The organism is Streptomyces sp. NPDC058459 (assembly GCF_042721685.1).
Lineage (GTDB): Bacteria > Actinomycetota > Actinomycetes > Streptomycetales > Streptomycetaceae > Streptomyces.
Genome location: NZ_JBHXLV010000097.1, coordinates 1 through 23,825 on the forward strand (window position 1 = coordinate 1; position 23,825 = coordinate 23,825).

The 23,825-nt window shown below is 73.5% G+C and carries 21 protein-coding genes; 10 read left to right on the forward strand and 11 right to left on the reverse strand.

The window, feature by feature from the left end; genetic code table 11:
• Window positions 1-67: 67 nt before the first annotated feature.
• Window positions 68-1,279, reverse strand: coding sequence for a serine hydrolase domain-containing protein (locus ACFWN1_RS19035; RefSeq protein WP_384363299.1), 1,212 nt, complete (start codon window positions 1,277-1,279; stop codon window positions 68-70).
• 314 nt (window positions 1,280-1,593) lie between these two features.
• Between ACFWN1_RS19035 and ACFWN1_RS19040 the strand changes: the two genes are divergently transcribed.
• Together ACFWN1_RS19040 and ACFWN1_RS19045 are read left to right on the forward strand one after the other, a co-directional pair.
• Complete coding sequence (locus ACFWN1_RS19040) at window positions 1,594-3,390, forward strand: M4 family metallopeptidase (RefSeq protein WP_384363301.1); 1,797 nt, start codon at window positions 1,594-1,596, stop codon at window positions 3,388-3,390.
• A gap of 156 nt (window positions 3,391-3,546) precedes the next feature.
• A complete protein-coding gene (locus tag ACFWN1_RS19045) occupies window positions 3,547-4,758 on the forward strand; it encodes an SGNH/GDSL hydrolase family protein (protein WP_384363303.1) in 1,212 nt (403 codons plus the stop codon).
• A gap of 7 nt (window positions 4,759-4,765) precedes the next feature.
• Here ACFWN1_RS19045 and ACFWN1_RS19050 read toward each other — a convergent pair whose 3' ends face one another.
• The 3 genes from ACFWN1_RS19050 to ACFWN1_RS19060 are packed head-to-tail and all read right to left on the reverse strand — an operon-like array spanning window position 4,766 to window position 8,261.
• Window positions 4,766-5,116 (reverse strand): UBP-type zinc finger domain-containing protein, encoded by a 351-nt coding sequence (locus ACFWN1_RS19050; protein WP_384363305.1) that lies wholly within the window; start codon window positions 5,114-5,116, stop codon window positions 4,766-4,768.
• On the reverse strand, window positions 5,113-6,585 hold the full coding sequence (locus ACFWN1_RS19055) for an ATP-binding protein (protein WP_384363307.1): 1,473 nt from the start codon (window positions 6,583-6,585) through the stop codon (window positions 5,113-5,115). The genes ACFWN1_RS19050 and ACFWN1_RS19055 overlap by 4 nt, the downstream gene beginning before the upstream one ends.
• Window positions 6,582-8,261 (reverse strand): FAD-dependent oxidoreductase, encoded by a 1,680-nt coding sequence (locus tag ACFWN1_RS19060; protein ID WP_384363309.1) that lies wholly within the window; start codon window positions 8,259-8,261, stop codon window positions 6,582-6,584. The genes ACFWN1_RS19055 and ACFWN1_RS19060 overlap by 4 nt, the downstream gene beginning before the upstream one ends.
• A gap of 204 nt (window positions 8,262-8,465) precedes the next feature.
• Between ACFWN1_RS19060 and ACFWN1_RS19065 the strand changes: the two genes are divergently transcribed.
• Entirely contained in the window at window positions 8,466-9,329 is an 864-nt protein-coding gene (locus ACFWN1_RS19065; RefSeq protein ID WP_384363311.1) for a universal stress protein, read from the forward strand.
• 15 nt (window positions 9,330-9,344) lie between these two features.
• On the opposite strand, the gene ACFWN1_RS19070 is transcribed toward ACFWN1_RS19065, so the two are convergent.
• Both ACFWN1_RS19070 and ACFWN1_RS19075 read right to left on the reverse strand, forming a co-directional pair.
• Window positions 9,345-10,091, reverse strand: coding sequence for an MBL fold metallo-hydrolase (locus tag ACFWN1_RS19070; RefSeq protein WP_384363313.1), 747 nt, complete (start codon window positions 10,089-10,091; stop codon window positions 9,345-9,347).
• Window positions 10,092-10,148: 57 nt separating this feature from the next.
• Window positions 10,149-10,778 carry an alpha-ketoglutarate-dependent dioxygenase AlkB gene (locus ACFWN1_RS19075; protein WP_384363315.1) on the reverse strand — a complete coding sequence of 210 codons (630 nt, stop codon included), beginning with the start codon at window positions 10,776-10,778 and terminating at the stop codon, window positions 10,149-10,151.
• A gap of 132 nt (window positions 10,779-10,910) precedes the next feature.
• Here ACFWN1_RS19075 and ACFWN1_RS19080 point away from each other — a divergent pair, with 132 nt between their 5' ends.
• From ACFWN1_RS19080 to ACFWN1_RS19090, 3 genes are all read left to right on the forward strand, one after another.
• Window positions 10,911-11,528, forward strand: coding sequence for a TetR/AcrR family transcriptional regulator (locus tag ACFWN1_RS19080; protein WP_384363317.1), 618 nt, complete (start codon window positions 10,911-10,913; stop codon window positions 11,526-11,528).
• 25 nt (window positions 11,529-11,553) lie between these two features.
• Window positions 11,554-13,227, forward strand: a complete 1,674-nt coding sequence (locus tag ACFWN1_RS19085; protein WP_384363319.1) for an FAD-binding dehydrogenase — start codon at window positions 11,554-11,556, stop codon at window positions 13,225-13,227.
• 129 nt (window positions 13,228-13,356) lie between these two features.
• Window positions 13,357-14,787: a M1 family metallopeptidase gene (locus tag ACFWN1_RS19090; RefSeq protein WP_384363321.1), complete on the forward strand. Its 1,431-nt coding sequence runs from the start codon at window positions 13,357-13,359 to the stop codon at window positions 14,785-14,787.
• A gap of 2 nt (window positions 14,788-14,789) precedes the next feature.
• On the opposite strand, the gene ACFWN1_RS19095 is transcribed toward ACFWN1_RS19090, so the two are convergent.
• Window positions 14,790-16,010 carry a saccharopine dehydrogenase family protein gene (locus ACFWN1_RS19095; RefSeq protein ID WP_384363323.1) on the reverse strand — a complete coding sequence of 407 codons (1,221 nt, stop codon included), beginning with the start codon at window positions 16,008-16,010 and terminating at the stop codon, window positions 14,790-14,792.
• 139 nt (window positions 16,011-16,149) lie between these two features.
• Here ACFWN1_RS19095 and ACFWN1_RS19100 point away from each other — a divergent pair, with 139 nt between their 5' ends.
• Window positions 16,150-16,872 (forward strand): TetR/AcrR family transcriptional regulator, encoded by a 723-nt coding sequence (locus ACFWN1_RS19100; protein WP_384363325.1) that lies wholly within the window; start codon window positions 16,150-16,152, stop codon window positions 16,870-16,872.
• On the opposite strand, the gene ACFWN1_RS19105 is transcribed toward ACFWN1_RS19100, so the two are convergent.
• Window positions 16,838-17,722, reverse strand: a complete 885-nt coding sequence (locus ACFWN1_RS19105; protein ID WP_384363327.1) for a LysR family transcriptional regulator ArgP — start codon at window positions 17,720-17,722, stop codon at window positions 16,838-16,840. The two genes, ACFWN1_RS19100 and ACFWN1_RS19105, sit on opposite strands and share 35 nt — an antisense overlap.
• A 66-nt stretch (window positions 17,723-17,788) precedes the next feature.
• Here ACFWN1_RS19105 and ACFWN1_RS19110 point away from each other — a divergent pair, with 66 nt between their 5' ends.
• Both ACFWN1_RS19110 and ACFWN1_RS19115 read left to right on the forward strand, forming a co-directional pair.
• A complete protein-coding gene (locus tag ACFWN1_RS19110) occupies window positions 17,789-18,406 on the forward strand; it encodes a LysE/ArgO family amino acid transporter (protein ID WP_384363329.1) in 618 nt (205 codons plus the stop codon).
• An 85-nt stretch (window positions 18,407-18,491) separates the two neighbouring features.
• Complete coding sequence (locus ACFWN1_RS19115; RefSeq protein ID WP_384363330.1) at window positions 18,492-19,793, forward strand: MFS transporter; 1,302 nt, start codon at window positions 18,492-18,494, stop codon at window positions 19,791-19,793.
• Window positions 19,794-19,803: 10 nt separating this feature from the next.
• Here the strand turns inward: ACFWN1_RS19115 and ACFWN1_RS19120 are convergent, their stop codons facing one another.
• Window positions 19,804-20,259 carry a cyclic nucleotide-binding domain-containing protein gene (locus tag ACFWN1_RS19120; RefSeq protein ID WP_384363332.1) on the reverse strand — a complete coding sequence of 152 codons (456 nt, stop codon included), beginning with the start codon at window positions 20,257-20,259 and terminating at the stop codon, window positions 19,804-19,806.
• 274 nt (window positions 20,260-20,533) lie between these two features.
• Entirely contained in the window at window positions 20,534-20,785 is a 252-nt protein-coding gene (locus tag ACFWN1_RS19125; protein WP_384363334.1) for a hypothetical protein, read from the reverse strand.
• Between the two features lie 149 nt (window positions 20,786-20,934).
• Here ACFWN1_RS19125 and ACFWN1_RS19130 point away from each other — a divergent pair, with 149 nt between their 5' ends.
• Window positions 20,935-21,390, forward strand: coding sequence for an ATP-binding protein (locus tag ACFWN1_RS19130; protein WP_384363336.1), 456 nt, complete (start codon window positions 20,935-20,937; stop codon window positions 21,388-21,390).
• 45 nt (window positions 21,391-21,435) lie between these two features.
• Here the strand turns inward: ACFWN1_RS19130 and ACFWN1_RS19135 are convergent, their stop codons facing one another.
• Window positions 21,436-23,706 (reverse strand): FUSC family protein, encoded by a 2,271-nt coding sequence (locus ACFWN1_RS19135; protein ID WP_384363338.1) that lies wholly within the window; start codon window positions 23,704-23,706, stop codon window positions 21,436-21,438.
• Window positions 23,707-23,825 lie beyond the last annotated feature (119 nt).

The following is a 23,825-nucleotide window of genomic DNA, read 5'->3' on the forward strand; positions in this document are numbered from 1 at the left end:
CATGGTGTCCCGGACGGGGTCGTTCCGCCAAGATCACGGAGCTGACGGCCCGTCCGGGACACGGACTTCAGCGCGCCGCGGCCGGGGCGATGTCCGCGGCGCGCTCCGTCAGCGCCGGGCCGCGCCGCTGCTTGGCGCTCTTGCCGCAGAACGCCGGTTCCAGGGTGCCCGCGAGCGCGTTGAGGACCTTGCCGTTGTTGGAGGTGGTGGCCACCGCCGTCAGCGCCCGCCTGCCGTCCTTCGTGGCGAACGCGTACGTGTAGTAGCCCTGCACGGCGCCCGTGTGCCCGTACACCGAGATTCCGCAGGACAGGTCCCGGCGGCGCAGGCCGAGGCCGTACGCGGTGGTCGCGTCCACCTCGGTGAAGCGCTCCATCTGCGCGAGTCGGGCGGCGGAGAGCAGCCTGCCGCCGAGCAGCGCGGCGAGGAACGTGTTCAGGTCCTTGGCGGTGGAGATGACGGCACCCGCGCTCTGCGCCCAGGACACGGTCTGCCCGGTCGCGTCGACCAGCGGGTCACCGGCCAGGTCCGGGGTCAGGTAGCCGCGCGCGAACCGGCCGGGGATCTTCGTGTCCGGGTGGACGTAGAAGGTGTCCCTCAGCTTCAGCGGGCTGAAGATCCGGTTCCGGTACGCCTCCTCGACCGGGCGTCCGGTGAGCTTCTCGATGAGCATGCCCGCGACCACGAAGTTGGTGTTGGAGTACGAGTAGGCCGCGCCGGGCGCGTTGACACGCGGCTTCTTCAGGGAGAGCGCGACCAGCTGGGAGTAGGTGAACACCTTCCCGCGCACGGCCTCGAAGCCCGAGACGCTCTGGGCGAACATGTCGTCGGTGTAGTCGTACAGCCCGCTGCGGTGGCTCAGTACGTGCCGTACGGTGATGGCGTCGCTGGGCAGCAGCTTCGGCAGGTACCGGTTCACCGGGGCGTCCACGTCCAGTTCGCCCTCGTCGGCCAGCTGGAGCAGGACGACCGAGGAGAACGTCTTGGTCACGCTGCCGATGCGGAACCGGTCGGTGGTGCTGACCGCGCGGCCGGTGCCCCGGTCGGCGACGCCCCGGCTGATCAGCCGGGCGCGGCCCTGGTCGTCGATCCGGGCCAGCGCGGCCGGCGCGCCCTGCGCGCGGACCGTGCGCAGTACCTCGTCGACTCCCGCCGTGTCGGGCGCGGGGAGGGTGGCCACGGCGCTCTTCTCCCCGGTCGCCGCCTGTGCCGGGACCGCGAGCAGCGACAGCGCCATCGCCCCGAGTACCGCGCTCCTGCACACCGTTGCCGAGACCATCCGGTCACCACTCCCGTCCACACCGACGTTGCTGCGACATGCGTCACATTCCGGCCTGGAACCTAGGTGACTGACACCCCGTCTCCCCAGTCGACACACAGTCGGCCATCCGGCGATCACTCCGGGGTGCCCTCTGGGTAAAGGATTGTCCCGGAGCGCAGCGAAATGGATCATTCCGTCTTTACGTGGCCATGACTCATCCGAAAGGGTGAACCCTCGGGGCGCGACCCGCCTGCCCCGATGGCTGCCCAACGGCGCCATGTGTCACGGCGTCCGGCGTGCCCGGCCGCCGTCGAACGAAGGAACAACCCCTGGTGCGCAGACCGCACATACGCAGTGTGGCCGTCGCCGTCGCGGTGGCGACGGCGGCCACGGGCCTGGCCGGCACGGCCTTCGCCCGCCCCGCGCCCTCGACGGCCCGTACGGCCGCCGAAGGCGTCCGGACCGCCGCACGGACCGCCCCCGTGGTGAACGCCGCCCGCGCGGCCGCCGTCGCCCACGCCGACGCCTCCGGGGTCGGCACGGGCGACCAACTCCGCGTGCAGGACGTCATGTTCGACCCCGAGGGCGGCCGCCACGTCCGTTTCCAGCGCGCCCACAGCGGCATACCGGTGCTCGGCGGCGACCTCGTCGTCCACCTCGACCGGCAGCTCGCCTACACCGGCGTGACCACCGCGGCCGGCCAGTCCGTACGGGCCACCGCCTCGGACGCCCGGATCAGCCCCAGGCAGGCAGCCGTGAAGGCGGCCGACGCCGCCGAGGGTGACGCCGGCACCGCCCGACTCGTCATCGACGCGCGCGACGGCGAGACCGCCCTCGCCTACCGGGTCACCGTCACCGGCAGTGCCCTGGACGGCGCGAGCGGCACCCGCACGGTCGTCGTGGACGCCGTCACGGGCGAGGTCCGCAGCAACACGCCGGACGCGGACGAGTTCCTCTCGCCCAAGCTCCGCGAGACGCTGCGGGCGCGCGGTGAGACGGTCACCCCGTCCACCTCCGCCCAGAGCGCGTCGAGCCTCCTCGCGGGCATCACCTCGGGTGCCTCGGGCTACCCGGCGACCGCGCGCGGCACCGGCAAGACCCTGTTCGTGGGCAGCGTCCCGCTGACCACCACGCAGACCTCGCGCGGCCACTTCCAGCTCAAGGACCCCACCCGGTACAACACCGAGACGCGGGACGCCAAGGGCAAGTACAGCGAGTCCTTCGGCAGCGGCAGCGCGATCACCGGCACCGGCAACACCTGGGGCAACGGCACCACCCGCAACCGCAACAGCGCCGCCGCCGACGCCCAGTACGGCATCACCAAGACGCTGGACTTCTACAAGAGCACCTTCAACCGGTCGGGCATCGCCAACAACGGCAAGGCCGCCCGCGCGCTGGTGCACTGGGGCCGCGAGGTCGGCAACGCCTTCTGGGACCCGGCCTGCGGCTGCATGCTGTACGGCGACGGCGACGACATGATCAAGAAGCCGCTGGTCGTCCTCGACGTCACCGGTCACGAACTGACCCACGGCGTGGTCGACGCCACCGCCAAGCTGGAGGCGACCTACGTCGACAGCGACGGCAACCAGTACGGCGAACCGGGCTCGCTCAACGAGTCCCTCGCCGACATCTTCGGCTCCGACGTGGAGTTCTACGCCAACAACCCGAAGAACCCGCCGAACTACCTGCTGGGCGAGAAGCTGGGCCTGGCGCAGAAGTTCCTGCGGCGTCTCGACCACCCCTCCCTGGACCGGCTGGAGCGCACCGTCGACTACTGGTCGAGGGCGACGCGCGACACCGAGGTGCACGCCGGTTCCGGCGTCTCCTCGCACGCCTTCTACCTGCTGGCCGAGGGCAGCGGCAAGAAGAGGATCGGCGGGGTCTCCTACGACTCCCCGACCTACGACGGCGGCGTTGTCAAGGGCATCGGCCGTGCCAAGGCCACGGCCGTCTTCTACCGCGCCCTGACCCGGTACATGGTCTCCACCACCGACTTCCACGACGCCCGCGTGGCGACGCTGAACGCGGCCAGGGACCTGTACGGCGCGACGAGCACCGAGTACCGGACCGTCGACCGGGCCTGGGCCGCGGTCAACGTCAAGGCCGCCAACACCCCGGCGGACCACTGACGCACCCCGGCTCCGACCAGGCCCCGTCCCGCCTCCGCGCGGGGCGGGGCCCTCGTACGGGACGTGTACGGAAGCGGACACGCGACGTGCCGAGGTGCGCGGCGCGGGCGTCGGCGGGACCATCACAGGCATGGGCCATATGAAGGAACCGGCCAGGTGAGCGGCCGGGGGAGGGCCTGCCGGGCGGCGGCCGTCCTGCTGCTCACCCTCGCCGGTCAGGGGACGCCCGCCCTGGCGGCCATCCCGCCCGCGGGCGCCACCGTGCGCGGGTCCGGCGTGGTCACCTGGGCGGCGAGCGCCCAGCGGACCGGTGTGGGCGCCGACCGGGCCTACCGGCTGATCGTGCGCGTCAGCGCCGGCGGGAGCGACCTGCGCGTCCGGCTCTCCAACGCCTATGGCGACCGCCCGCTCACCGTCGACTCCGCCCACGCGGGCCTCCAGGCCCGGGGTGCCGCCCTGAAGCAGGGCAGCAACCGGGCGCTCACCTTCGACGGCGACCGGGCCGTCACGATCCCGCCGGGCCACGCCGTCTGGAGCGACCCGCTGCCCGGCCGCGTCCCGGCCGGGGCCCGTCTCGCCGTCAGCCTGCGCACCCCCGGTGCCCGGGGACCCGCCACCGGCCACGAGATGGCCCTCACCACCTCCTACCTCGGCCGGGGCGCCGACACCGCCGCCGACGGCGCCTCCGGGTGGGCGCCGGCCACCTGCTCCTGGTGGTACCTCGACGCCGTCTCCGTACGCCCTGAACACCCCCGTGCCGGTGCCGTCGTCGCCCTCGGGGACTCGATCACCGACGGCTGGGGGTCCACCCCCGGCCTCGACCACCGCTGGCCCGACGACCTCGCCCGGCGGCTGCGCGCGGCCGGCACCGGCGTCGCCAACGCGGGGATCTCCGGCAACCGTGTCCTCACCGACGACGACGACGGCGGCCCCGGCGCCACCCGCCGGCTTGAGCGGGACGTGCTCTCCCAGCCCGGCGTGCGCACGGTCATCGTCTACGAGGGCGTCAACGACCTCAAAGCGCGCGACAAGGCGAGCGCGGCCGAACTCCTCGCCGGCTACCGGGAGATCACCCACCGGGCCCATGAGGCGGGCCTGTGCGTGGTCGGCACCACCGTGGCCCCGTTCAAGGGCTGGCTCCAGTGGAGCCCGGACACCGAAGCGGCACGCCGGGAGGTCAACCACCAGGTCCGCACCGGCGGCGACTTCGACGCCGTCGCCGACATCGACCGTGCCCTGCGCGACCCCCGCGACCCCGAGCGGCTGCGCCCGCACCTCGACGCCGGCGACCACCTCCACCCCGACGACGAGGGCATGCGGGCCATCGCCGGGGCGACCGCCCCCGCGAGCCGCGACTGCCGGCGCTGACGCCGGATCAGCTCAGCAGACGCGTCCAGTCCGCCGGTACCCGTCCGGCCGGACCCGGCACCGGCTGGCCGGCCGGGTGGTTCTCCGGGGGCGCCAGTTCGGGGCCGGACTCGTACACCTCCTCGGTGGCGTAGTTCCAGAACCAGCCCTCGTCCGGTTCGAAGCTGCGGAGCACCGGATGGCCGGTGGCCCGGTAGTGCGCGGTGGCGTGCTTGCCCAGGGAGTCGTCGCAGCAGCCGATGTGCCCGCACCGCGCGCACCGGCGCAGATGGAACCACCAGCCCTCCGACTCCTCGCACTCCACGCACCCGGTGCCGCTCGGCGGCACGGACGGGTCGATCGACGGGTCCTCAGTCATGCGCTCTCCTGGGTCGTCTCGGAGGTTCTCCCGGGTTCCGCATCGGTGCTCAGCGGAAGCCTGACCTGGAAGCGGGTGTCACCGGGCACGGACTCCAGCCTCAGAGTGCCATGGTGCTTGTCGACCACGATCCGCCGGGAGATGTCCAGCCCCAGCCCGGTGCCCGCGCCGACCGGCTTGGTGGTGAAGAACGGGTCGAAGATCTGCTCCCGGATCTCCGGCGGCACCCCCGGACCGGTGTCCCCGAACTCCACCAGCGCCATTTCCCCGTCCCGCGCCGTGCGCACGGTCAGCGTGCCCCCGCCGCCGTCCTCGGTCATGGCGGCCACCGCGTTGTCGATCAGGTTGGTCCACACCTGGTTCAGCTCGGCCGGATAGCACGGCAGCGAGGGCAGCGTACGGTCGTAGGCGCGCACCACCTCGACGTGCGGGCCGAGCTTGCCCGACAGCATCAGCAGGGTGCTCTGCAGGAGTTCGTGCACATCCACCACCCGGAACGGCGCCCGGTCCAGCTGGGTGTACTGCCTGGCCGCGTCGACGAGCTGGGAGACGCGGGTGGTGGCGTCCTCGATCTCGTTCATCAACAGCTCGGTCTCGATGGTGTGGTTGAGCCAGCCGACCGCGCCGCCGAGGATCTCCCGGTCAACTGTCGACGCCACCCGCTCCAGCCAGTCGGCGTCCAGCCCGGCCTGCACGAAGACGGGCGCGAGCTGCCAGCCCGGCTCGATACCGTGGTCCTCCAGCCAGTCGGCGAGCGCGTCCTCCCGGTCCGACGCCTCCAGCGGGCTGAGCGCGGGCGCCTTGGCGACCCGCTCGGCCGTGCGCTCCTGGAGCTCGATCAGGCCAGTCAGCGCGTCCCGGGAGAACGGCCCCTCCGTGATCAGCGCCAGCTTGTGCCGCATCCGCGCCACCCGCTCCCGCAGGGCCGAGGTGGCCCGTACCGCGGCCGCCGCCGGATTGTTCAGCTCATGGGTCAGCCCGGCCGACAACGAGCCCAGCGCCAGTAGCCGTTCCCGCTGCCCGATGGCCGCCTGGACGCTCTTGGAGCCGAAGAACAGCCCCTCCAGCAGATGCACCGCCATCGGGAACCAGGCCCGCATGACCTCCGCGAACACGTGCGCGGGCAGCACGAAGAACCGCGTCGGCTCCGTCACCCGCATCGAGTTGTTGTACAACTGCCGCACCCGGTCCCCGAGATACGCCTGCATCGCGCCGCCGTACACCCCGCGCTGGGCGGTGCGGGAGACCTCCACGTCCTCGGTGCCGATCCGCCGCGAGAGCACGACCGCGCCCTCCATCAGCACATAGAAGCAGGTCGCCGGGTCGCCCTCGGTGTACACCGGGCCCGGCTCGAAGACCTCCACCCGGCCCTCCTGGCACAGCCGCCCCAACTGCTCGGGTGACAGCCGCTCGAAGAGGAACAGGCTGCCGATCTCGCCGGTGCCGCACGGCTGCGGCCGCCCGCTCACGACTGCTCCAGATAACGGTGGACGAGCATCACGGCCATCGCTCCCTCTCCTACGGCGGACGCGACCCGTTTGGCCGACTCGGCGCGCGCGTCGCCCGCCACGAACACGCCCGGCACGCTGGTCTCCAGGTGGTACGGCGGCCGGTCCAGCTCCCAGCCCTCCGGAAGGCCCCCGTCCACGGTCAGATCCGGCCCGGCCAGGATGAACCCGCGCCCGTCCCGGCGCACGGTCCCGTCCAGCCAGCCGGTCAGCGGGGCCGCGCCGATGAACACGAACAGCCACTGCGCGTCGACCTGGCCGGCCTCGCCCGTGTCAACCTGGCGCAGCGTCAGCCGCTCCAGCCGGTCCGAGCCGTGCGCCGCCTCCACCTCCGTGCGGGCGCGCACCGAGATGTTCGGGGCCTCGGTGATCTGCTGGACCAGGTACTGCGACATCGACGCCGACAGGTCGGGCCCGCGCACCAGCAGCGTCACCGACTTGGCGAACCGGGAGAGATACATCGCCGCCTGCCCCGCCGAGTTGGCACCGCCCACGATGAACACGTCGTGTCCCTGGCAGGACGGCGCCTCGGTCAGCGCCGAGCCGTAGAACACCCCGCAGCCGGTCAGCCCGGCGCACCCCTCGGCGGCCAGCCGCCGGTACTGCACCCCCGTCGCCAGGATCACACTGTGCGCGCCGATCGCGGAGCCGTCCGCGAACCGTACGATCCGCGCCGCGCCGTTGATCTCCAGAGCCGTCACTTCGCGGGCGGTGAGGATCTCCGCGCCGAACCGCGCGGCCTGCCTGCGGGCCCGGTCGGTGAGCTGGGCGCCGGAGACACCGTCGGGAAAGCCGAGGTAGTTCTCGATACGGGAGCTCTGCCCGGCCTGGCCGCCCGTCGCCGAGCGCTCCAGCAGTACCGTACGCAGCCCCTCCGACGCCCCGTAAACCGCCGAGCCGAGCCCGGCCGGGCCGCCGCCGATCACCACCAGGTCGTAGAAGTCGGCCGTCGGCGTCGTCGCCAGGCCCACGTGCGAGGCCAGCTCCGGCGCCTCGGGCTCCACCAGCACACCACCGTCCGGGGTGATCACCAGCGGCAGCCGCAGCCCGTCCTGCCCGGCCGCCGCGAGCAGCCGCAGCCCCTCCGGCGCCTCCGCCGAGTACCAGCGGTACGGCACCTGGTTGCGGGCCAGGAACTCCCGCACGTCCGACGACCGCGCCGACCAGCGGTGCCCCACCACCTTGGTGACCGGCACCGGCTTCCGGTCGCCGGCCGCCCGCCAGACCGACAGCAGGTCGTCCACCACCGGGTACAGCTTCTCCTCCGGCGGGTCCCAGGGCTTGAGCAGATAGTGGTCCAGGTCCACCACGTTGATCGCGTCGATCGCCGCCCCGGTGTCCGCGTACGCGGTGAGCAGCACCCGCCGCGCGCCCGGATACACGTCCATCGCGCGTTCCAGGAACTCGATGCCGTTCATCACCGGCATCCGGTAGTCCGCCAGGATCACCGCCACCGGGTCACCGCGCAGCTTCAGCTCCCGCAGCGCCTCCAGCGCCGAATCCCCGGACTCGGCGCGCACCACGCGGTAGGACGCGCCGTAGCGCCGCCGCAGATCGCGGGCGACGGCCCGGGACACGCCCGGATCGTCGTCCACGGTCATCAGAACGGTCCGCGCCGCTTCGGTCGGCTGTGCCATGCGTCCTCACCCCGGACGGTCGGGTGCACGGGACGGTGTCGCTGGTCCCTCACGCCGGTTCCTGCCCATCGTATGTGTGTTTCTCCCGCTTCGCCCCGGTGTGCGTGGAGCGACGGGTGGCGGGTGCGCACACCGGCTGTGACAAGGTCATGGCGACGACGTCGACGACGACGGAACGTGCCGGACCACAGGGAGGCTCGACGCATGACACGCCCGATCACGGCAGGGGTGGACGGTACCGAGGAGAGCCTGGCCGCGCTGGACTGGGCGGCCCGCGAGGCGGTGCGCCGCGGGCTGCCGCTGCGCGTGGTGCACGCCTGGGAGCAGGTCCGGGAGCTGCCCGCGGGCCGGGACACCCAGCTCGGCTGGGTCGAGGAGGGCATCGGCGGCACGGTCCGCGCCCTCGCCGGACGCCACCCCGGACTGGACGTGAGCGCCCGGCTGACCGAGGACGACGCCGTGGACGCGCTCCTCGCGGCCGGCGCGGACGCCGAGGCGCTGGTCCTCGGCACCCGGGGGCACGGCGCGGTGGCCGGCTTCCTGCTCGGCTCGGTCGGCCTCCGGGTCGTCGCGGAGGCCGCGCGGCCGGTGATCCTGGTGCGCGCCGGGGACCGGGCGGAGGCGGAGTCCGCCGGCCGCGAGATCGTCGTCGGCCAGCACGGCTCCCCTCAGGACAGTGCCGCCGCGCTGCGCTTCGCCTTCGGGACGGCGGCCGCCCGCGGCGCCACCGTCCGCGCGGTGCGCGCCTGGACCCTGCCGCCCGTCTTCGCCTACAGCCCCGGCTCGCTGAAGCTGCTGGACGAGTCGGGCGGCCTCGAACCGTACGAGCAGCGGGCCCTGGCCGACGCGCTGCGGCCCTGGCGGGAGCGGTTCCCGGGCGTGCCCGTCGCCGAGCACGTCGAGATGGGCAGCGCGGGACAGGTGCTGGTCTCCCAGGCCGCGCGGGCCCAGCTGCTCGTGGTGGGCCGCCGGGCACGCCGCATCGCGGTCGGCGCCCGGATCGGCTCGGTCGCGCACGGGGTGCTGCACCACGCGGGCAGCCCGGTCGCCGTGGTGCCGCAGGACTGACCCCGCGCGCCCGGGTCAGGACGCCCGGTCGCGGGCCCGTTCGGCGGCGGTCCGCACCGGGCCCTCGTACAGCGGGCCGTGGCCGGGCAGCAGGACATCGCCCTCCAGCGTGGCGATGAGGCCCAGCGAGGTCACGGCCCGGTCCGTCTCGTGGTGGAAGAACCCGTGCAGCAGTTGCGGACCCCGGAACCGGGAGGTCGCGTGCCCGGTGATCAGGGCGTCGCCGGAGACGACGACGCCCGCTTCGGGCAGGTGGTACACGCAGTGGCCGTCGGTGTGGCCGGGCGTGTGCACGGGCACCGGGCGCCCCGGCAGATCGAGGGCGCCCCCGGCCGCGAACGGCTCGGGCTCCGCCACCGGGTGGTGCTCGGTGCCGCCCGCCCTGATCGCCTGCACCGCCCACGGCACCACACCCGGCCGCCAGGCGTTGCGCGCCACGTCACCGATGGTGCACTGCTGGAGGAAGTCCCGCCGGGCATGCGGCACTTCGGCCGGATGCAGCAGGACCGGTGTGCCATGGGCCGCGCGCAGGTACTCGGCCGATCCGAGGTGGTCGTTGTGCGCGTGGGTGATCAGTACCGCCGTCACCGCCTCGGGTGAACTGCCCACTGCCGCCAGGGAGTCGAGCAGTCCCTGCCGGTCTCCCGGATAGCCGGTGTCGATGAGCGTGACGGCGTCGCCGTCCTTCAGGATCACCCAGTTGACGTGGTGCCCGCGCACCAGGTGGACGCCGTCCGCGACTCGCTGTACCTGTGCCCGCATGTTCCCCTCGGATTCCGGCCGGTGACCTTCCGGGCGTCAGCCAATCAGACGCCGGCCTCAGCGCACCCCGCGCGGCCGGAACTGGACGCTGATCCGGGGTCCGGCGGCCCGCGCCGACTTGGGCACGCAGTGCTCCCAGGTGCGCTGGCAGGAGCCGCCCATCACGATCAGGTCGCCGTGCCCGAGCGGCCGGCGCACCGCCACCGCGCCCCCGCCCGCCGGGCGCAGCAGCAGATCCCGGGGCGCGCCGACGGAGAGGATGGCGACCATCGTGTCCTCGCGGCTGCCCCGCCCGGTCCGGTCACCGTGCCACGCCACGCTGTCCCGGCCGTCGCGGTAGAAGCACAGCCCGGCCGTGGTGAAAGGCTCCCCAAGCTCCCGCGCGTAGTACGCCGAGAGCCGCGCGCGGACCTCGTCCAGCACCGGGTGGGGGAGTGGGTCGCGCTCGCGGTAGAAGGCCAGCAGACGCGGTACGGACACCACGTTGTCGTACATCCGGCGCTGCTCGGCCCGCCAGGGGACCTCGGCCGCCAGCCGCTCGAACAGCGTGTCGGCGCCGCTCAGCCAGCCCGGCAGTACGTCGATCCAGGCCCCGGGGCCCAGTACGGTCCGCCCCAGCCCGTCGAGGGGGCCGAGGTCCAGCTCGTCGGCCTGGTCGAACAGCGAACTCTGGAGGTGCGTGGACATGAGGCCAGCGTACTCCTGAATCGAAAATACGTTCTATTGATCACGGGGCGCCTCTGAGCGCGGGTCTTTCGATGCGTTGGTGTATCGGATACATTCCTGTATCGGAAAGGGGGGGTGAGTGATGGGGGGTGAGTGACGACGGCCGACGACAAGGCGCCGCGCGTCACCAGGCGGCGGGCGCGGACACGGGCCGAGCTGCTCGCCGCCGCATTCGCGGTGTTCGCCGCCAGGGGGTTCGGACGGGTCTCCATCGAGGAGGTCTGCGAAGCCGCCGGCTACAGCCGGGGCGCCTTCTACTCCAACTTCGCCACCCTCGACGAGCTGTTCTTCGCCCTCTACCAGGAGCGCGCCGACCTCATCGCCGCCCAGGTCGCCGACGCGCTCGCCCAGGGCGGCCCCGCCCTCGACGTGGCCGCCTCCGTGGACCGGGTCGCCGGCGTACTGCTGCTCGACGTGGACTGGCTGCTGGTGAAGACCGACTTCCTGGCGCACGCGGCCCGCGACCCCGCCGTCGCCGAGGCCCTGCTCGGCCACCGGGCCCGGCTGCGCGAGGCCGTCGCCGACCGGCTGCGCCGGGCCGAGGCCACCGCGGCGCCGCCCGGCGGGGTGGACGCGGCAGCCCGCGCGGTCGTCGCCGCCTATGACGGCGTCACCGTCCAGCTGCTGCTGGACAAGGACGTGGACGCCGCACGCGAGTGGCTGAAACACCTGCTCACACCGCTGCTGTCCGGCGGCGGCGACCCGGAATGAACCTGGAAGGAAGGACGGGCACTCCATGGACGCGGACGTCATAGTCGTCGGAGCGGGCCTCGCCGGCCTGGTCGCGGCGCACGAACTCACCAGCCGGGGCCGGAAGGTGGCCCTGCTGGACCAGGAGAACGCCGCCAACCTGGGCGGCCAGGCGTACTGGTCCCTCGGCGGCCTCTTCCTGGTCGACTCGCCCGAACAGCGCCGCCTCGGCGTCAAGGACTCCCTCGATCTCGCCTGGAACGACTGGCAGGGCAGCGCGGGCTTCGACCGCACCGAGGACGAGGACTCCTGGGCGGTGCGCTGGGCCCGCGCCTACGTCGAGTTCGCGGCCGGCGAGAAACGGTCCTGGCTGCGCGGCCACGGCATCGAGCTGCTGCCCACCGTCGGCTGGGCCGAGCGCGGCGACCTGCGCGCCGACGGCCACGGCAACTCCGTACCCCGCTTCCACATCGCCTGGGGCACCGGCACCGGCGTGGTGGAGCCCTTCGCGCGCCATGCCCGGCAGGCCGCGCGGGACGGGCTGCTCACCTTCCACCACCGGCACCGCGTCGACGAACTGCTCGTCGACGGCAACACCGCGCGCGGCGTACGCGGCACCCTGCTGGCCCCCGACGACTCGGCGCGCGGAGTCGCCTCCAGCCGGGAGACGGCCGGGGAGTTCGAGCTGACCGCGCAGGCCGTCGTCCTCACCACCGGCGGCATCGGCGCCAACCACGACATCGTCCGCCGCCACTGGCCCGAACGGCTCGGCACGCCCCCGGCCGACATGGTCACCGGCGTCCCCGCCCACGTCGACGGCCGCATGCTCGACATCAGCGCGGAGGCTGGCGTACGCCTGGTCAACCGGGACCGCATGTGGCACTACACCGAGGGCCTCGCCAACTGGGACCCCGTCTGGCCCGGCCACGGCATCCGCATCCTGCCCGGCCCGTCCTCCGTCTGGCTCGACGCACGCGGCCGCCGCCTGCCCGACCCCTGCCTGCCCGGCTACGACACCCTCGGCACCCTGCGCCACCTGCGCACCACCGAGGACATCGCGGGCCACGACCACTCCTGGTTCGTCCTCACCCGGAAGATCATCGAGAAGGAGTTCGCGCTCTCCGGCTCCGAGCAGAACCCCGACATCACCGCCAAGGACCGCAGGGCGGTGCTCCGCGACCGGGTGCTCGGCAAGGGCGCCCCGGCCCCGGTGCGGGCGTTCCTCGACCGGGGCGAGGACTTCGTCACCGCCCGCACGCTGGAGGAACTGGTCGGCAGGATGAACGGCCTCACCGGCGAGGCCCTGCTCGACCCGGCCGAGGTGCGCCGCCAGATCGAGGCCCGCGACCGCCAGCTGGCCAACCCCTACAGCAAGGACTCCCAGATCCAGGGCATCCGCAACGCCCGCCGCTACCTCGGGGACCGGCTCGGCAGGGTCGCCGCCCCGCACCGGCTCCTCGACCCGGACGCGGGCCCGCTGATCGGCGTCCGGCTGCGCGTGCTGACCCGCAAGACCCTGGGCGGCATCCAGACCGACCTGGACTCCCGCGCCCTCGGCCTCGACGGCAGCCCGGTCGACGGGCTCTACGCGGCCGGCGAGGTGGCCGGCTTCGGCGGGGGAGGGATGCACGGCTACAACGCGCTGGAGGGCACCTTCCTCGGCGGCTGCCTGTTCTCCGGCCGCGCGGCGGGCAGGGCGGCGGCCCGGCAGACCGGCTGAGGCGGCACGACCGGGCCCCCGGCGGCCGTCGTCCCCACCGGGTGGCGGTGCGCCGGAGCGCAGGACAAGCGGGGGTCCGGCGCCCTAAGGTATGGCGGAGCGATCACCGTCGTCCCCGAAGGAGAGCACGTGACGTCCTCCCGCCGTCCGGCCGCACGGCGCCGCACCGCGCTCCTCCGCCGCGAGACCGTGTTCGCCACGGTTCCCCTCGCCGTGGCCGCCCTCCTCGGCGCCGCCGCTCCGGTGGGCTCCGCCACCGACAACGGTGCCCCCGGCGCGGGCGACTCCTACTTCCCGCTCAGCGGCAACGGCGGCTACCACGTACGCCACTACGACCTCACGCTCGGCTACGACACCGGCTCCCGGCACCTCGACGGCACCGCCGTCCTCACCGCCCGCGCCACCCAGCGCCTCAGCCGCTTCGACCTCGACCTGAGCGGCCTCACCGTCACCTCGGTACGGGTGGACCGCACCGGCGCGAAATTCACCCGCGAGGGCCAGGAACTCGTCATCACTCCGAGGAACGCCCTGCGCAAGGGCCAGGAGTTCGAGGTCACCGTCCGCTACAAGGGCACCCCGAAGCCCGTCACCGACCCGGACGGCTCGGCCGACGGCTGGATTCCCACCGACGACGGCGCCTTCGTCGCGGGCCAGCCGCAGGGCGCCATGACCTGGTTCCCGGCCGACAACCACCCGCTGGACAAGGCGTCCTACGACTTCACGATCACCGTCCCGAAGGGCCGTACCGCCGTCGCCAACGGTGTGCTGCGCGGCGAGCGCACCGAGCACGGCCGCACCACCTTCCGCTGGCACCAGGCCGAGCCGATGGCCGCCTACCTCGCCACCGCCACCATCGGCACCTTCCAGGTCCGGCGCGCCACCCTGCCCGGCGGCGTCCAGCTCTACGACGCCGTCGACCCCAGGGAGGCCCACGCCGCGAACCCGGTGATGAAGAAGCTGCCCTCGGTGCTGAAGTGGGAGGCGGGGCTGTTCGGCCCGTATCCGTACCGCGCGGCCGGCTCCATCGTCGACCACGCCCCGGACATCGGCTACGCCCTGGAGACCCAGACCCGGCCGGTGTACGACTCGGCGCCCGACCTGGACACCCTCGTCCACGAGAGCGCCCACCAGTGGTTCGGCGACTCGGTGTCGCTGACCAAGTGGCAGGACATCTGGCTGAACGAGGGCTTCGCCAGCTACACCGAGTGGCTCTACGAGGAGCAGCACGGCGGCGACAGCGCCCAGAAGACCTTCGACGGCCTCTACGCCCGCCCCGCCAAGGACAAGCTGTGGGCCTACCCGCCCGGCAACCCCGGCGACGGCGGCAAGATCTTCGGCAACCCCGTCTACGACCGGGGCGCCATGGCCCTGCACGAGCTGCGCAGGACCGTCGGTGACCGTGCCTTCCTCCGCATCCTGCGCGCCTGGGCCACCCAGCACCGGGACGGCCACGGCACGACCGAGCAGTTCATCCGGCTCGCCGAGAAGGAGTCCGGGAAGAAGGTCGCCCCGGTGCTGCACACCTGGCTCTACACCAAGGGCAAGCCCAGGACCGCCTGACGTCACTGCTCGCGCATCCCCCACGGGGAGCCGTACGCGGTCAGCAGATCCAGGAAGGGCCGGGCGGGGAAGGCCTCCGGGCCCAGCACACCGGCGCCCGACCAGGCGCCGGTGGCCAGGAGTTCGAGGGCGACCACCGGGTTCACGGCCGTCTGCCACACCACGGCCTGGGACCCGTACTCGGCCATCGACCACTCGTTGTCGACCACGTGGTAGAGGTACACCTCGCGCGGTGAGCCGTCCTTGGTGCCCCGCACCCAGGTGCCCGCGCAGGTCTTGCCGCGCATCCGGTCGCCCAGCGTCGCCGGGTCGGGCAGCCCGGCGGCCACCACGTCACGCGGCGAGACCGCGACCGGACCGTCCGGGCCCGGCACGGTCACCGGCACGGTGCGGTCCAGGCCCAGCTGGTGCAGGGTGCGCAGCGTGTCGGTGAACTCCCGGCCCAGCCCGTACTTGAAGGTGACCCGCCGCGCGTCCGTCCAGCGCGGTATCAGCAGCACCTCCTCGTGCTCGACGTTCACGCACTCCACCGGACCGATGCCCTCGGGGAAGTCGAACACCTCCGGCTCGCTGAACGGCTCCGTGGTGAACCAGCCGCGCCCCTCCTCGTAGACGACCGGCGGGTTCAGGCACTCCTCGATCGTGGTCCAGATGCTGAAGGAGGGCGCGAAGTCGTAGCCGTCCACGGTGAGGTTGGCGCCGTCGCGGACGCCGATCTCCTCGACGGAGTCGAAGAGTTCGTCCGCCGCGTACCGGGCGAACACGTCGGACAGGCCCGGCTCCACGCCCATGCCGACCAGGGCCAGCGCGCCCGCGCGCTCCCAGTCGGCGGCGAGTGCGAACTGCTCGTCGCCGAGCTTCACCCCGCACTCCTCGTACGGGCGCTCCGGGTGCGGCCGGGACAGGGACATCGCCATGTCGACATAGGTGGCCCCGGCCGTGCGGGCGGCACGGAACAGCGGCATCACGAACCGGGGGTCGGTGGCGTTGAGCAGCACGTCGCAGCCGTGCCGGGCGAGCAGCCCGGCCACCGCCGCCTCGTCGGCCGCGTCGACCCGCTCGGCACGGAACCGGCCCGCTTCCGCGCCGAGCGCCGCGACGGCCGCCTCAGCGCGGGCGGGGTCGTAGTCGGCCACCACCATCAGGTCGAAGAACGGACGGCGGGCCGCGATCCGGGTGACGGCGGTGCCCACACCACCGGCGCCCACGAGCAGTACACGCATGACGGAAACTCCCTGCCTGACACGGACGGGAAACGAGAACGGGACGGGCGCGCCTTGCCGGGAATCCAACGCCCCGCGCCGCGTTAAGGTCAATAGCGTTGGCATAAGGACCACCGAGGACCGCAGAGAGGGCCCCGCCGTGCCCAAACCCGTCGTGCCCGAGGAGAAGCGCCGCAGGCGCCGCCCGACCCGCGGCGGCACCGTGCTCTCCGAGGAGCTGATCGTCACCACCGCGCTGCGCCTGCTGCGCGAGCACGGCAGCGCCGGACTCTCCGCGCGCCGCCTGGGCCTGGCCCTGGACTGCGACCCCAGCACCCTCTACCGGTACTTCCGGGGCATGGACGACCTCACCCTGGCCATCGGGGACGCCCTCATCGGCCAGGCCCTCGACGGCTGGCGGCGCACCGGCCGCTGGCGCGCCGACCTGCGCGCCGTCGGGACGCGCATCCACGCCGCCTACGTCGCCCACCCCCAGGCGGCGCTGCTCACGGTCAGCCGGGTCACCGGCCGCGCCCATGAACTCGCCGTCGACGAGGCGGTGCTCGACGTACTCGCCCGCGCCGGGTTCCCGCTGGCCGAGGCGGTACGGGTCTACCACGCCTTCATCGACCAGACCCTCGCCTTCGCCGCCCTGGACGCCGCCACCCTGGCCCTGCCCAGCGCCTCCCAGCGCGCCGACGAGGACCAGTGGCACTCCACGTACGCCCGGCTGCCCCGCTCCACCCACCCGCGCATCGCCGAGGCCGCCCCGCTGCTGGCCCGGCAGATGGTGCACAGCGCCTACCCGACCGCGCTGGAGATGCTGCTGGACAGCGCGTCCGCCCGGCTCAGCGGCGCAGCGCCCGCTCCGCCGTCGCGCTGACCGCCTCGGCGAGCGCCGCCAGCGCGGGGGAGTCCAGCCGCCACTGCTGCCAGTACAGCGCCACGTCCAGCCACCGGCCCGGCGCCAGCGGCACCACCCGGCCCGCCGCGAGCAGCGGGTCCGCCTGCGCCTCCGGTACCAGGCCCCAGCCGAGCCCGCGCGCCACCGACTGCGCGAACCCCTCCGAGGTCGGCACGTAGTGGCGCAGCGGGCCGGCCCCCGCGCCGCCGAGCCCGCGGACGAAGGCGTCCTGGAGGGCGTCCTTGTCGTCGAAGACCATCACCGGCAGCTCGGCGAGCGACTCCGCGAGCGGACCGGCCGGCAGCCGTGCGGCCAGCTCCGGCGCCGCCACCGGCAGATAGCGCATCCTGCCCAGCGGGCGTACCGAGCAGCCCGGCACCGGCTCCGCCGACCCCGTCACCGCCGCCATCACCAGCCCCTCGCGCAGCAGCGCCGCCGTGTGCTCCTCGTCCTCCCGGCGCAGCTCGAAACAGAGCCCCGGCACCACGGTCAGCGCGTCCAGGAACCAGGTCGCCAGCGAGTCGGCGTTCACCGCGACCGACACCCGCGTCGGCTCCCCGGCACCGCTCATCCCCAGCTCGTCGCGCGCGTCCCGCTCCAGCCGGGCGAGCTGCCGGGCGTACCGCACCACGACCGCGCCGGAGTCCGTCGGCCTGACCGGCTTGGTGCGCCGGAGCAGCACGCGGCCGGTGCGCTGCTCCAGCGCCTTCACCCGCTGGCTCACCGCCGACGGCGTCACATGCAGGACGGCGGCGGCCGCGTCGAAGGTGCCCTCGTCCACCACGGCCAGCAGCGTCCGCACCTGCTCCGGAGGAAGCTCGTTCATCACAGGAGCTAATGGTAGTGAAGAATCTTTAGCTGTACGCCTGGTGGCCGAGTCCTTAACGTCGAGTGCATGAACCACGCGCTCACCGCCGCCGCCGCGGGCTTCGGCACCGGTCTCTCCCTCATCGTCGCCATCGGCGCCCAGAACGCCTTCGTCCTGCGCCAGGGAGTCCGCCGGCACGCCGTCCTCGCCGTGGTGGGCATCTGCGCGCTCTCGGACGCCCTGCTCATCACCCTCGGCGTCGCCGGGGTCGGCGCGATCGTGGCGGCCCGGCCGGACGCGGTACGGGCGGTCGGCATCGTCGGCGGCGTCTTCCTGCTCGGCTACGGCGCCCTCGCCGCCCGGCGCGTCCTGCGCCCCGGCACCGGCGGGCTGAGCACGGACGGCGAGGCGGCCGGCTCGGTCCGGCGCGCGGTGCTCACCTGTCTGGCGATGACCTGGCTCAACCCGCACGTCTACCTGGACACCGTCTTCCTGGTCGGCTCCCTCGCCGCCGACCGGGGCCCGCTGCGCTGGACCTTCGGACTGGGCGCGGCCCTGGCCAGCCTCTGCTGGTTCGCCGCGCTGGGCCTCGGCGCCCGGCTGCTCGGCCGGGTCCTCGCCCGGCCCGCCGCCTGGCGGGTGCTGGACGGCCTGGTCGCCGTCACCATGCTCGGCCTCGGCGCGATGCTGCTCAGCGGGACGTGAGGCGGCACAGGGTTCGGCGTTCGCCGTACGTTGCTGCGATAGTGAGGCTCGAAATCGAAAGATGTATCGAGCAACCAGGATCTCCGTGGACACGAGCGAGAGCAGCGGCACCGACGCGGGCAGGACCGAGGCGCCCGGAGGTGACCCGCCCGCGCGTGGCTGGCGCCGCTGGGCGATGGACACCCGCCCCCTGCGGATTCCGGCCTACCGGCGCCTGTGGTCGTCGACCGTCGTCACCGCCGTCGGCAGCCAGCTCACCGCGGTCGCCGTACCCAAGCAGATCTACGACATCACCCACTCCTCGGCCTGGGTCGGCTACGCCAGCCTCGCCGGGCTCGTCCCCATGGTCGTCTTCGCGCTCTGGGGCGGGGCCGTCGCGGACACCGTGGACCGGCGCAAGCTGCTGCTGATCACCAACAGGGGCATCGCGGTGACCTCGCTGCTGTTCTGGACCCAGGCCGCCTGCGGTCTCGACTCGGTGCCGGTGCTGATGATCCTGCTCGCCGCCCAGCAGGCGTTCTTCGGCCTCAACCAGCCCACCCGCAGTGCCTCGGTCGCCCGGCTGGTGCCGCCGGAGCAGCTTCCCGCCGCCAACGCGCTGGGCACCACCGTGATGCAGGTGGGACTGGTCGTCGGCCCGCTGCTGGCCGGTGTGCTGATCCCGGTGATCGGACTGCCCGAGCTGTACCTCGTCGACGCTCTGGCACTGTCCGTCGCCGTGTGGGCCGTCTTCCGGCTGCCCGCGCTGCCGCCGCTCGCCGGGACCGGTACGCGCCGGGCCGGGGTGCGGGAGATCGCCGACGGCTTCCGCTACATGGCCGGGCACAGGGTGCTGCTGCTGTCCTTCCTCGCCGACATCGTGGCGATGGTGTTCGGCATGCCCCGCGCGCTCTTCCCGGAGCTGGCCGCCGGCACGTACCCCACCTCGGACGCGGGCTTCGCGCTCGGTGTGCTCTTCGCGGGCATCTCGGTGGGCGCGGTCCTCGGCGGCCTGTTCTCCGGCGCCTTCTCGCGGGCCCGGCGGCACGGCTGGATGGTCATCGGCTCGGTGGTCGGCTGGGGCCTCGCCATGGTCGGCTTGGGGCTGAGCGGCAACCTGTGGGTGGCCTTCGCCTTCCTCGTCGCCGGCGGCGTGGCCGACATGGTCTCCATGGTCTTCCGGGGCGCGATCCTGCTCTCCGCCGCGACCGACGAGATGCGCGGCCGGATGCAGGGCGTCTTCACCGTGGTCGTCGCCGGCGGACCCCGCCTCGCCGACGTGCTGCACGGCACCGCCGGGTCCCTCCTCGGTCCCCGCGCCGCCGTCGCGGGGGGTGGCGCGCTGGTCGTCCTCGTCATGCTGGCGCTGGCCGCGGCGATGCCCGCGCTGCGCCGCTACCGCATCTGACCGGCAGGGCTCACAGGGGCGTGCTCCGCCGGATCGCGTACTGGTCCATCAGCTTGCCGCGGGTGGCCTCCAGCCGGTGGGCCAGGACCTCGGCCACGGTACGCACCAGCGACAGCCCGAGGAGCGGGTCCTCCACACACAGCGCGAGCACCGCCGGCCCCTCGAACTCGTAGGCGCGGACGTTGCTGAACGCCACCGCACCGAAGTCCCACTTGTACGGCGGGAAGAGCCAGGACCAGCCGAGCAGGTCGCCGGCGCCGAGCGTGGCCACGGTGACGAACTGCCGGGAGGTCACCTGCTGGTCCAGGGAGACCGCGCCCGACCGGATCACCCAGAACCGGTCGGCGACGCCGCCCGCCCCGAACACCCGGGTGTCCTCCGGGAAGGAGACCTCTCTGGCCAGCTCCATCAGCCGTTCCCGCTGGGCCTGTGGCAGTGCCGTCAGCAGTCTGATCGCTTTGGTCATAGGCGGGGCTCCTCACCGGCGGCCGTTCGGGTGGTTCCCTCAACCCATTTGAGCCGCTGCCGCCGCAGCGGGCACCTCGAAGAGCCGCCCCGCGCGGGGCCCACCGTGCCGAGGGCAGGAAAAAGCCCTGGCCGGACGGGGGAAGCCAGCCAGGGCAGTCGGTGCGGAAACGCGCGGAACACAGGGGTACCGGTCCGGGTCCCGCCTCGATATGGGTGAACGATAAACCACAGGGCGCGTGACCTGTAATGGGGGTGGGGTCACGTGACGTGCCTCACGCCGGCGCTCCCGCCTCGGCGGCACTACCGGCGCCCGACGGGTGGCTGCCCGGAGCGACGATCTCCGCCAGCACGCCGGCCACCACCTGATACGTCAGCGCGCGCTCGGTCGCCTCCCGGGCCCGGTCCGGATCGGTGGCCGTCAGGCTCTGCGCCCGCTCCAGCCACCCCCGCTCCTCCTCGGCGGCCAGATCCCGGCCCCGCCGGATACGCCGCAACAGTTCATCCGCGTCCACGACATCACTCATGCCGGGCTTCTACCCGCTCGGCGCCCGGAGAAGGCACCCCGGACCCCGGTGTTTGACATCGCCGCGAGGGGTCAGCCGCAGGGAGAGAGACCCCGGCCGTCGGGCAGCGCCCCAGGGAAGACCGGGCACCGCCAGGGAGGGACGACACCATGCGCGAGCAGCACGCGACCGGCACCCACGCCACCGGCTCCACCCCGGCCGTGCCCCGGCAGAGCCGCAGGACCACGGCGTACCGGCCGGCCGACGCCCGCAGAACCGTACGCCGCGTGGTGACCGAGCGCTGCCGCGACCGCGCGCTGAACTGCGCCGACGAGACCCTGGAGGACGCCCTGCTGGTCGCCTCCGAGCTGACCACCAATGCCATCCTGCACGGCGGCGGCATCACCCGCTTCGAGGTCGATGTCGACACCCGTGGCGTATGGCTCTCGGTGAGCGACCGCAGCGGTGAACTCCCGGACAACGTCGCCCCCTTGGGTACCGAGGCCGACCTGAGCAGCACCGGCGGCCGGGGCTGGCCCCTCGTCAGCCTGCTCGCCCGCGACGTGCGGGTGGCGGGCCTGCCGCGCGGCGGCAAGTGCGTCACCGCCGTCGTACCCCTGCGCTGACCACACCCCGAGGCCGGTCACACCCCCGGTCCGGGCCGTCCGCCGTCACTTCTTCCCGGCCTCCGCCTTCGCCGGCTCCACCTCCATGGGGACGCCCAGGGGGCGGGCGAGGCCGGAGACCGCCTCGTCGAGGCGCTGGAGGTGGCGCAGGACCCGGTCGGTGACCCGGCCCCAGCGGGGCGTGGCCAGGGTGCCGGGCTCCAGCATGGAGGCGATGCTCGGGCCGGTCCCGAGTTCGGCGGAGGAGCGCGGATCGCGCACATGGCCGGCGATCGCCTCGATGTTGTGCACGATCCTGCCGCACACACCGCTCAGCCGGGGGTCCGCCGCGATCGACGGGTTGCTGGGCAGCAGCTCGGCCGTCGCCGCCAGCGCCCGCCCGTGGTAGGCACAGGTCTCCAGCAGCGCCACCACGTACCGGGCGGTGTCCCGGCGGGAGCGCAGCGGGGTGATGGGGTGCGTCAGCGGCTTGGTCGCGGCGCGCAGGTCGGCCAGCGCCTGGTCCAGTTCGCGTGCCTGGTCCACCAGCTCCGCGTGCGGCCGCCCGCTGAGCTGGTCCACGGCCGCCCGCGTCAGCTCCGCCAGCTTGTCGAGCACGTCCACCAGCAGCTCGTCGGTACGCCGGTCGGTCCGCACCGGCAGCACCACCGCCGCCGTGATCACCCCGCACGCCGCGCCCAGCGCCGTCTCCTCCACCCGCAGCAGCAGCACCGACGTGCTGTACGTGTTCAGCAGGGTGTACAGCAGCCCCAGCGCCGCCGTCACGAAGAACGACATCAGCGTGTACGACAGGGGAGCGGTGTAGAACATGGCGAACACACACACCAGCACCAGCGCGAACGCCGTCCAGGTGTGGTGCCCCACCGCACCGGCGAGCCCGATACCGGCCAGCACGCCGAGGACGGTCCCGAGCAGCCGCCGGCCGCCCTTCACCAGGATCTCCCCGGTGGAAGTGGTGTTGAGGAACACGATCCAGCAGGTCAGCACCGCCCAGTACCACCGCTGGTGGGACAGCAGCTCACCGCCCGCGATGGCCAGCGACGCCCCCACCGCCACCTGCACGGCAGCCCGCGTCGTGGGACGCCGGAGGCCGGTCTCCGCGGGCTGCTCCGGGTCGGGCTCCTCGCTGATCCCGATCGCCGCGTCCTCGGCGTCCAGCTCCTCCCGGGACCTGCTCGTCGCCGGGGTGTCGTCGGACTCGTCCTGCGGCCCGTCCAGCGGGGTCCGCAGACCCAGCACCGCGCGCGCCGCCTCACCGATGCCACGGAAGACGTCCTGCACGGCCGGCGACGCCTCGGGCAGATCGTCCTCCTCGCGGTAGCCGAGCAGCCGGTTGCGGACCTGCGCCAGCGCCGTACCCGAGGTCTCGTCCACCGGGCGCAGCACCAGCAGCCGCAGCGCCCGCAGATCGCGGCGCAGCAGCTCCGTCGACGCGTCCCGTGCCGGCGCCGTCGCGAGCGACCGCAGCGGCGCACCCGGCAGATGCAGGGTCAGGGTGTCGGTCCGCTCGGCGCTGCGCGCGGTGAGCAGCATCAGCCCCAGCCGCTCGGCGGCGATCTCGGCGTCCGCGACACGGCGCCGCAGCAGCCGGGCCATCGCCTCGTCTGAGGTACCGCGCTCCAGCCGGCCCTGGATCATCAGCGCCGTCTCGTGCAGTCGCGCGGTCCCGGTTCGCAGATCGTCCACTACCTTGTCGACGTCGTCGGGGCCCGCGTCCAGCAGCTCGATCTGCGTGGCCAGCAACTGCCCGAGCCGGGCCCGGAAGGCCCGCCGCAGCCGGTCCAGCGTCCCCGCCTCCGTCTGCGGCGTCAGCACGAACCGCGCGAAGGCGCCGCAGCCGACCGCCACCGTGATCACCGCGTACAGCGCGGGCAGCGCCGGCATCGTCGCCCGGACGAACAGCGACAGGAAGTAGATCTGGAAGCCGATCAGCCCCAGCCCGGTGGCCCGCTCGCCGAAGCGGCGCCCGTAGACGGCCGCGAAGATGATCAGCAGGAAGGAGATGTCGCCGGCCACCGGCCACGGGCTGAGCACCGCGCCCAGCGACACCGACACCAGCGCCACCGGGAGGCACAGTGCCAGCGTCACCGCCTGCTTGGCACGGTCGGACTCCCGGACGCCGAACGTCGCCGCCATCGCCGCCATCGCGCCCGCGACCAGTTGGGGCACCGGGAAGCGCAGCACGCCCAGCACGAAGAGGGTGAGGGCGACAGCGGCCACCGTACGCAGCCCCGCCGTCAGCCGCAGCAGTCCCGGATCGGACGCGGCGAGCCGGTCCCACACCCGTACCAGAAGCGCCCGTCCCCTTGCCTTCACCGCGCTCTCTCCCGTGCCGGACGATGATCTACGACCCAGGATGCCACGCCGCCCCGCCCGGCTCCTGGCCCGGCGCCGCGCCCGGTGCCGCCGGAGGCCGCCGCCCCCACCACGGGACC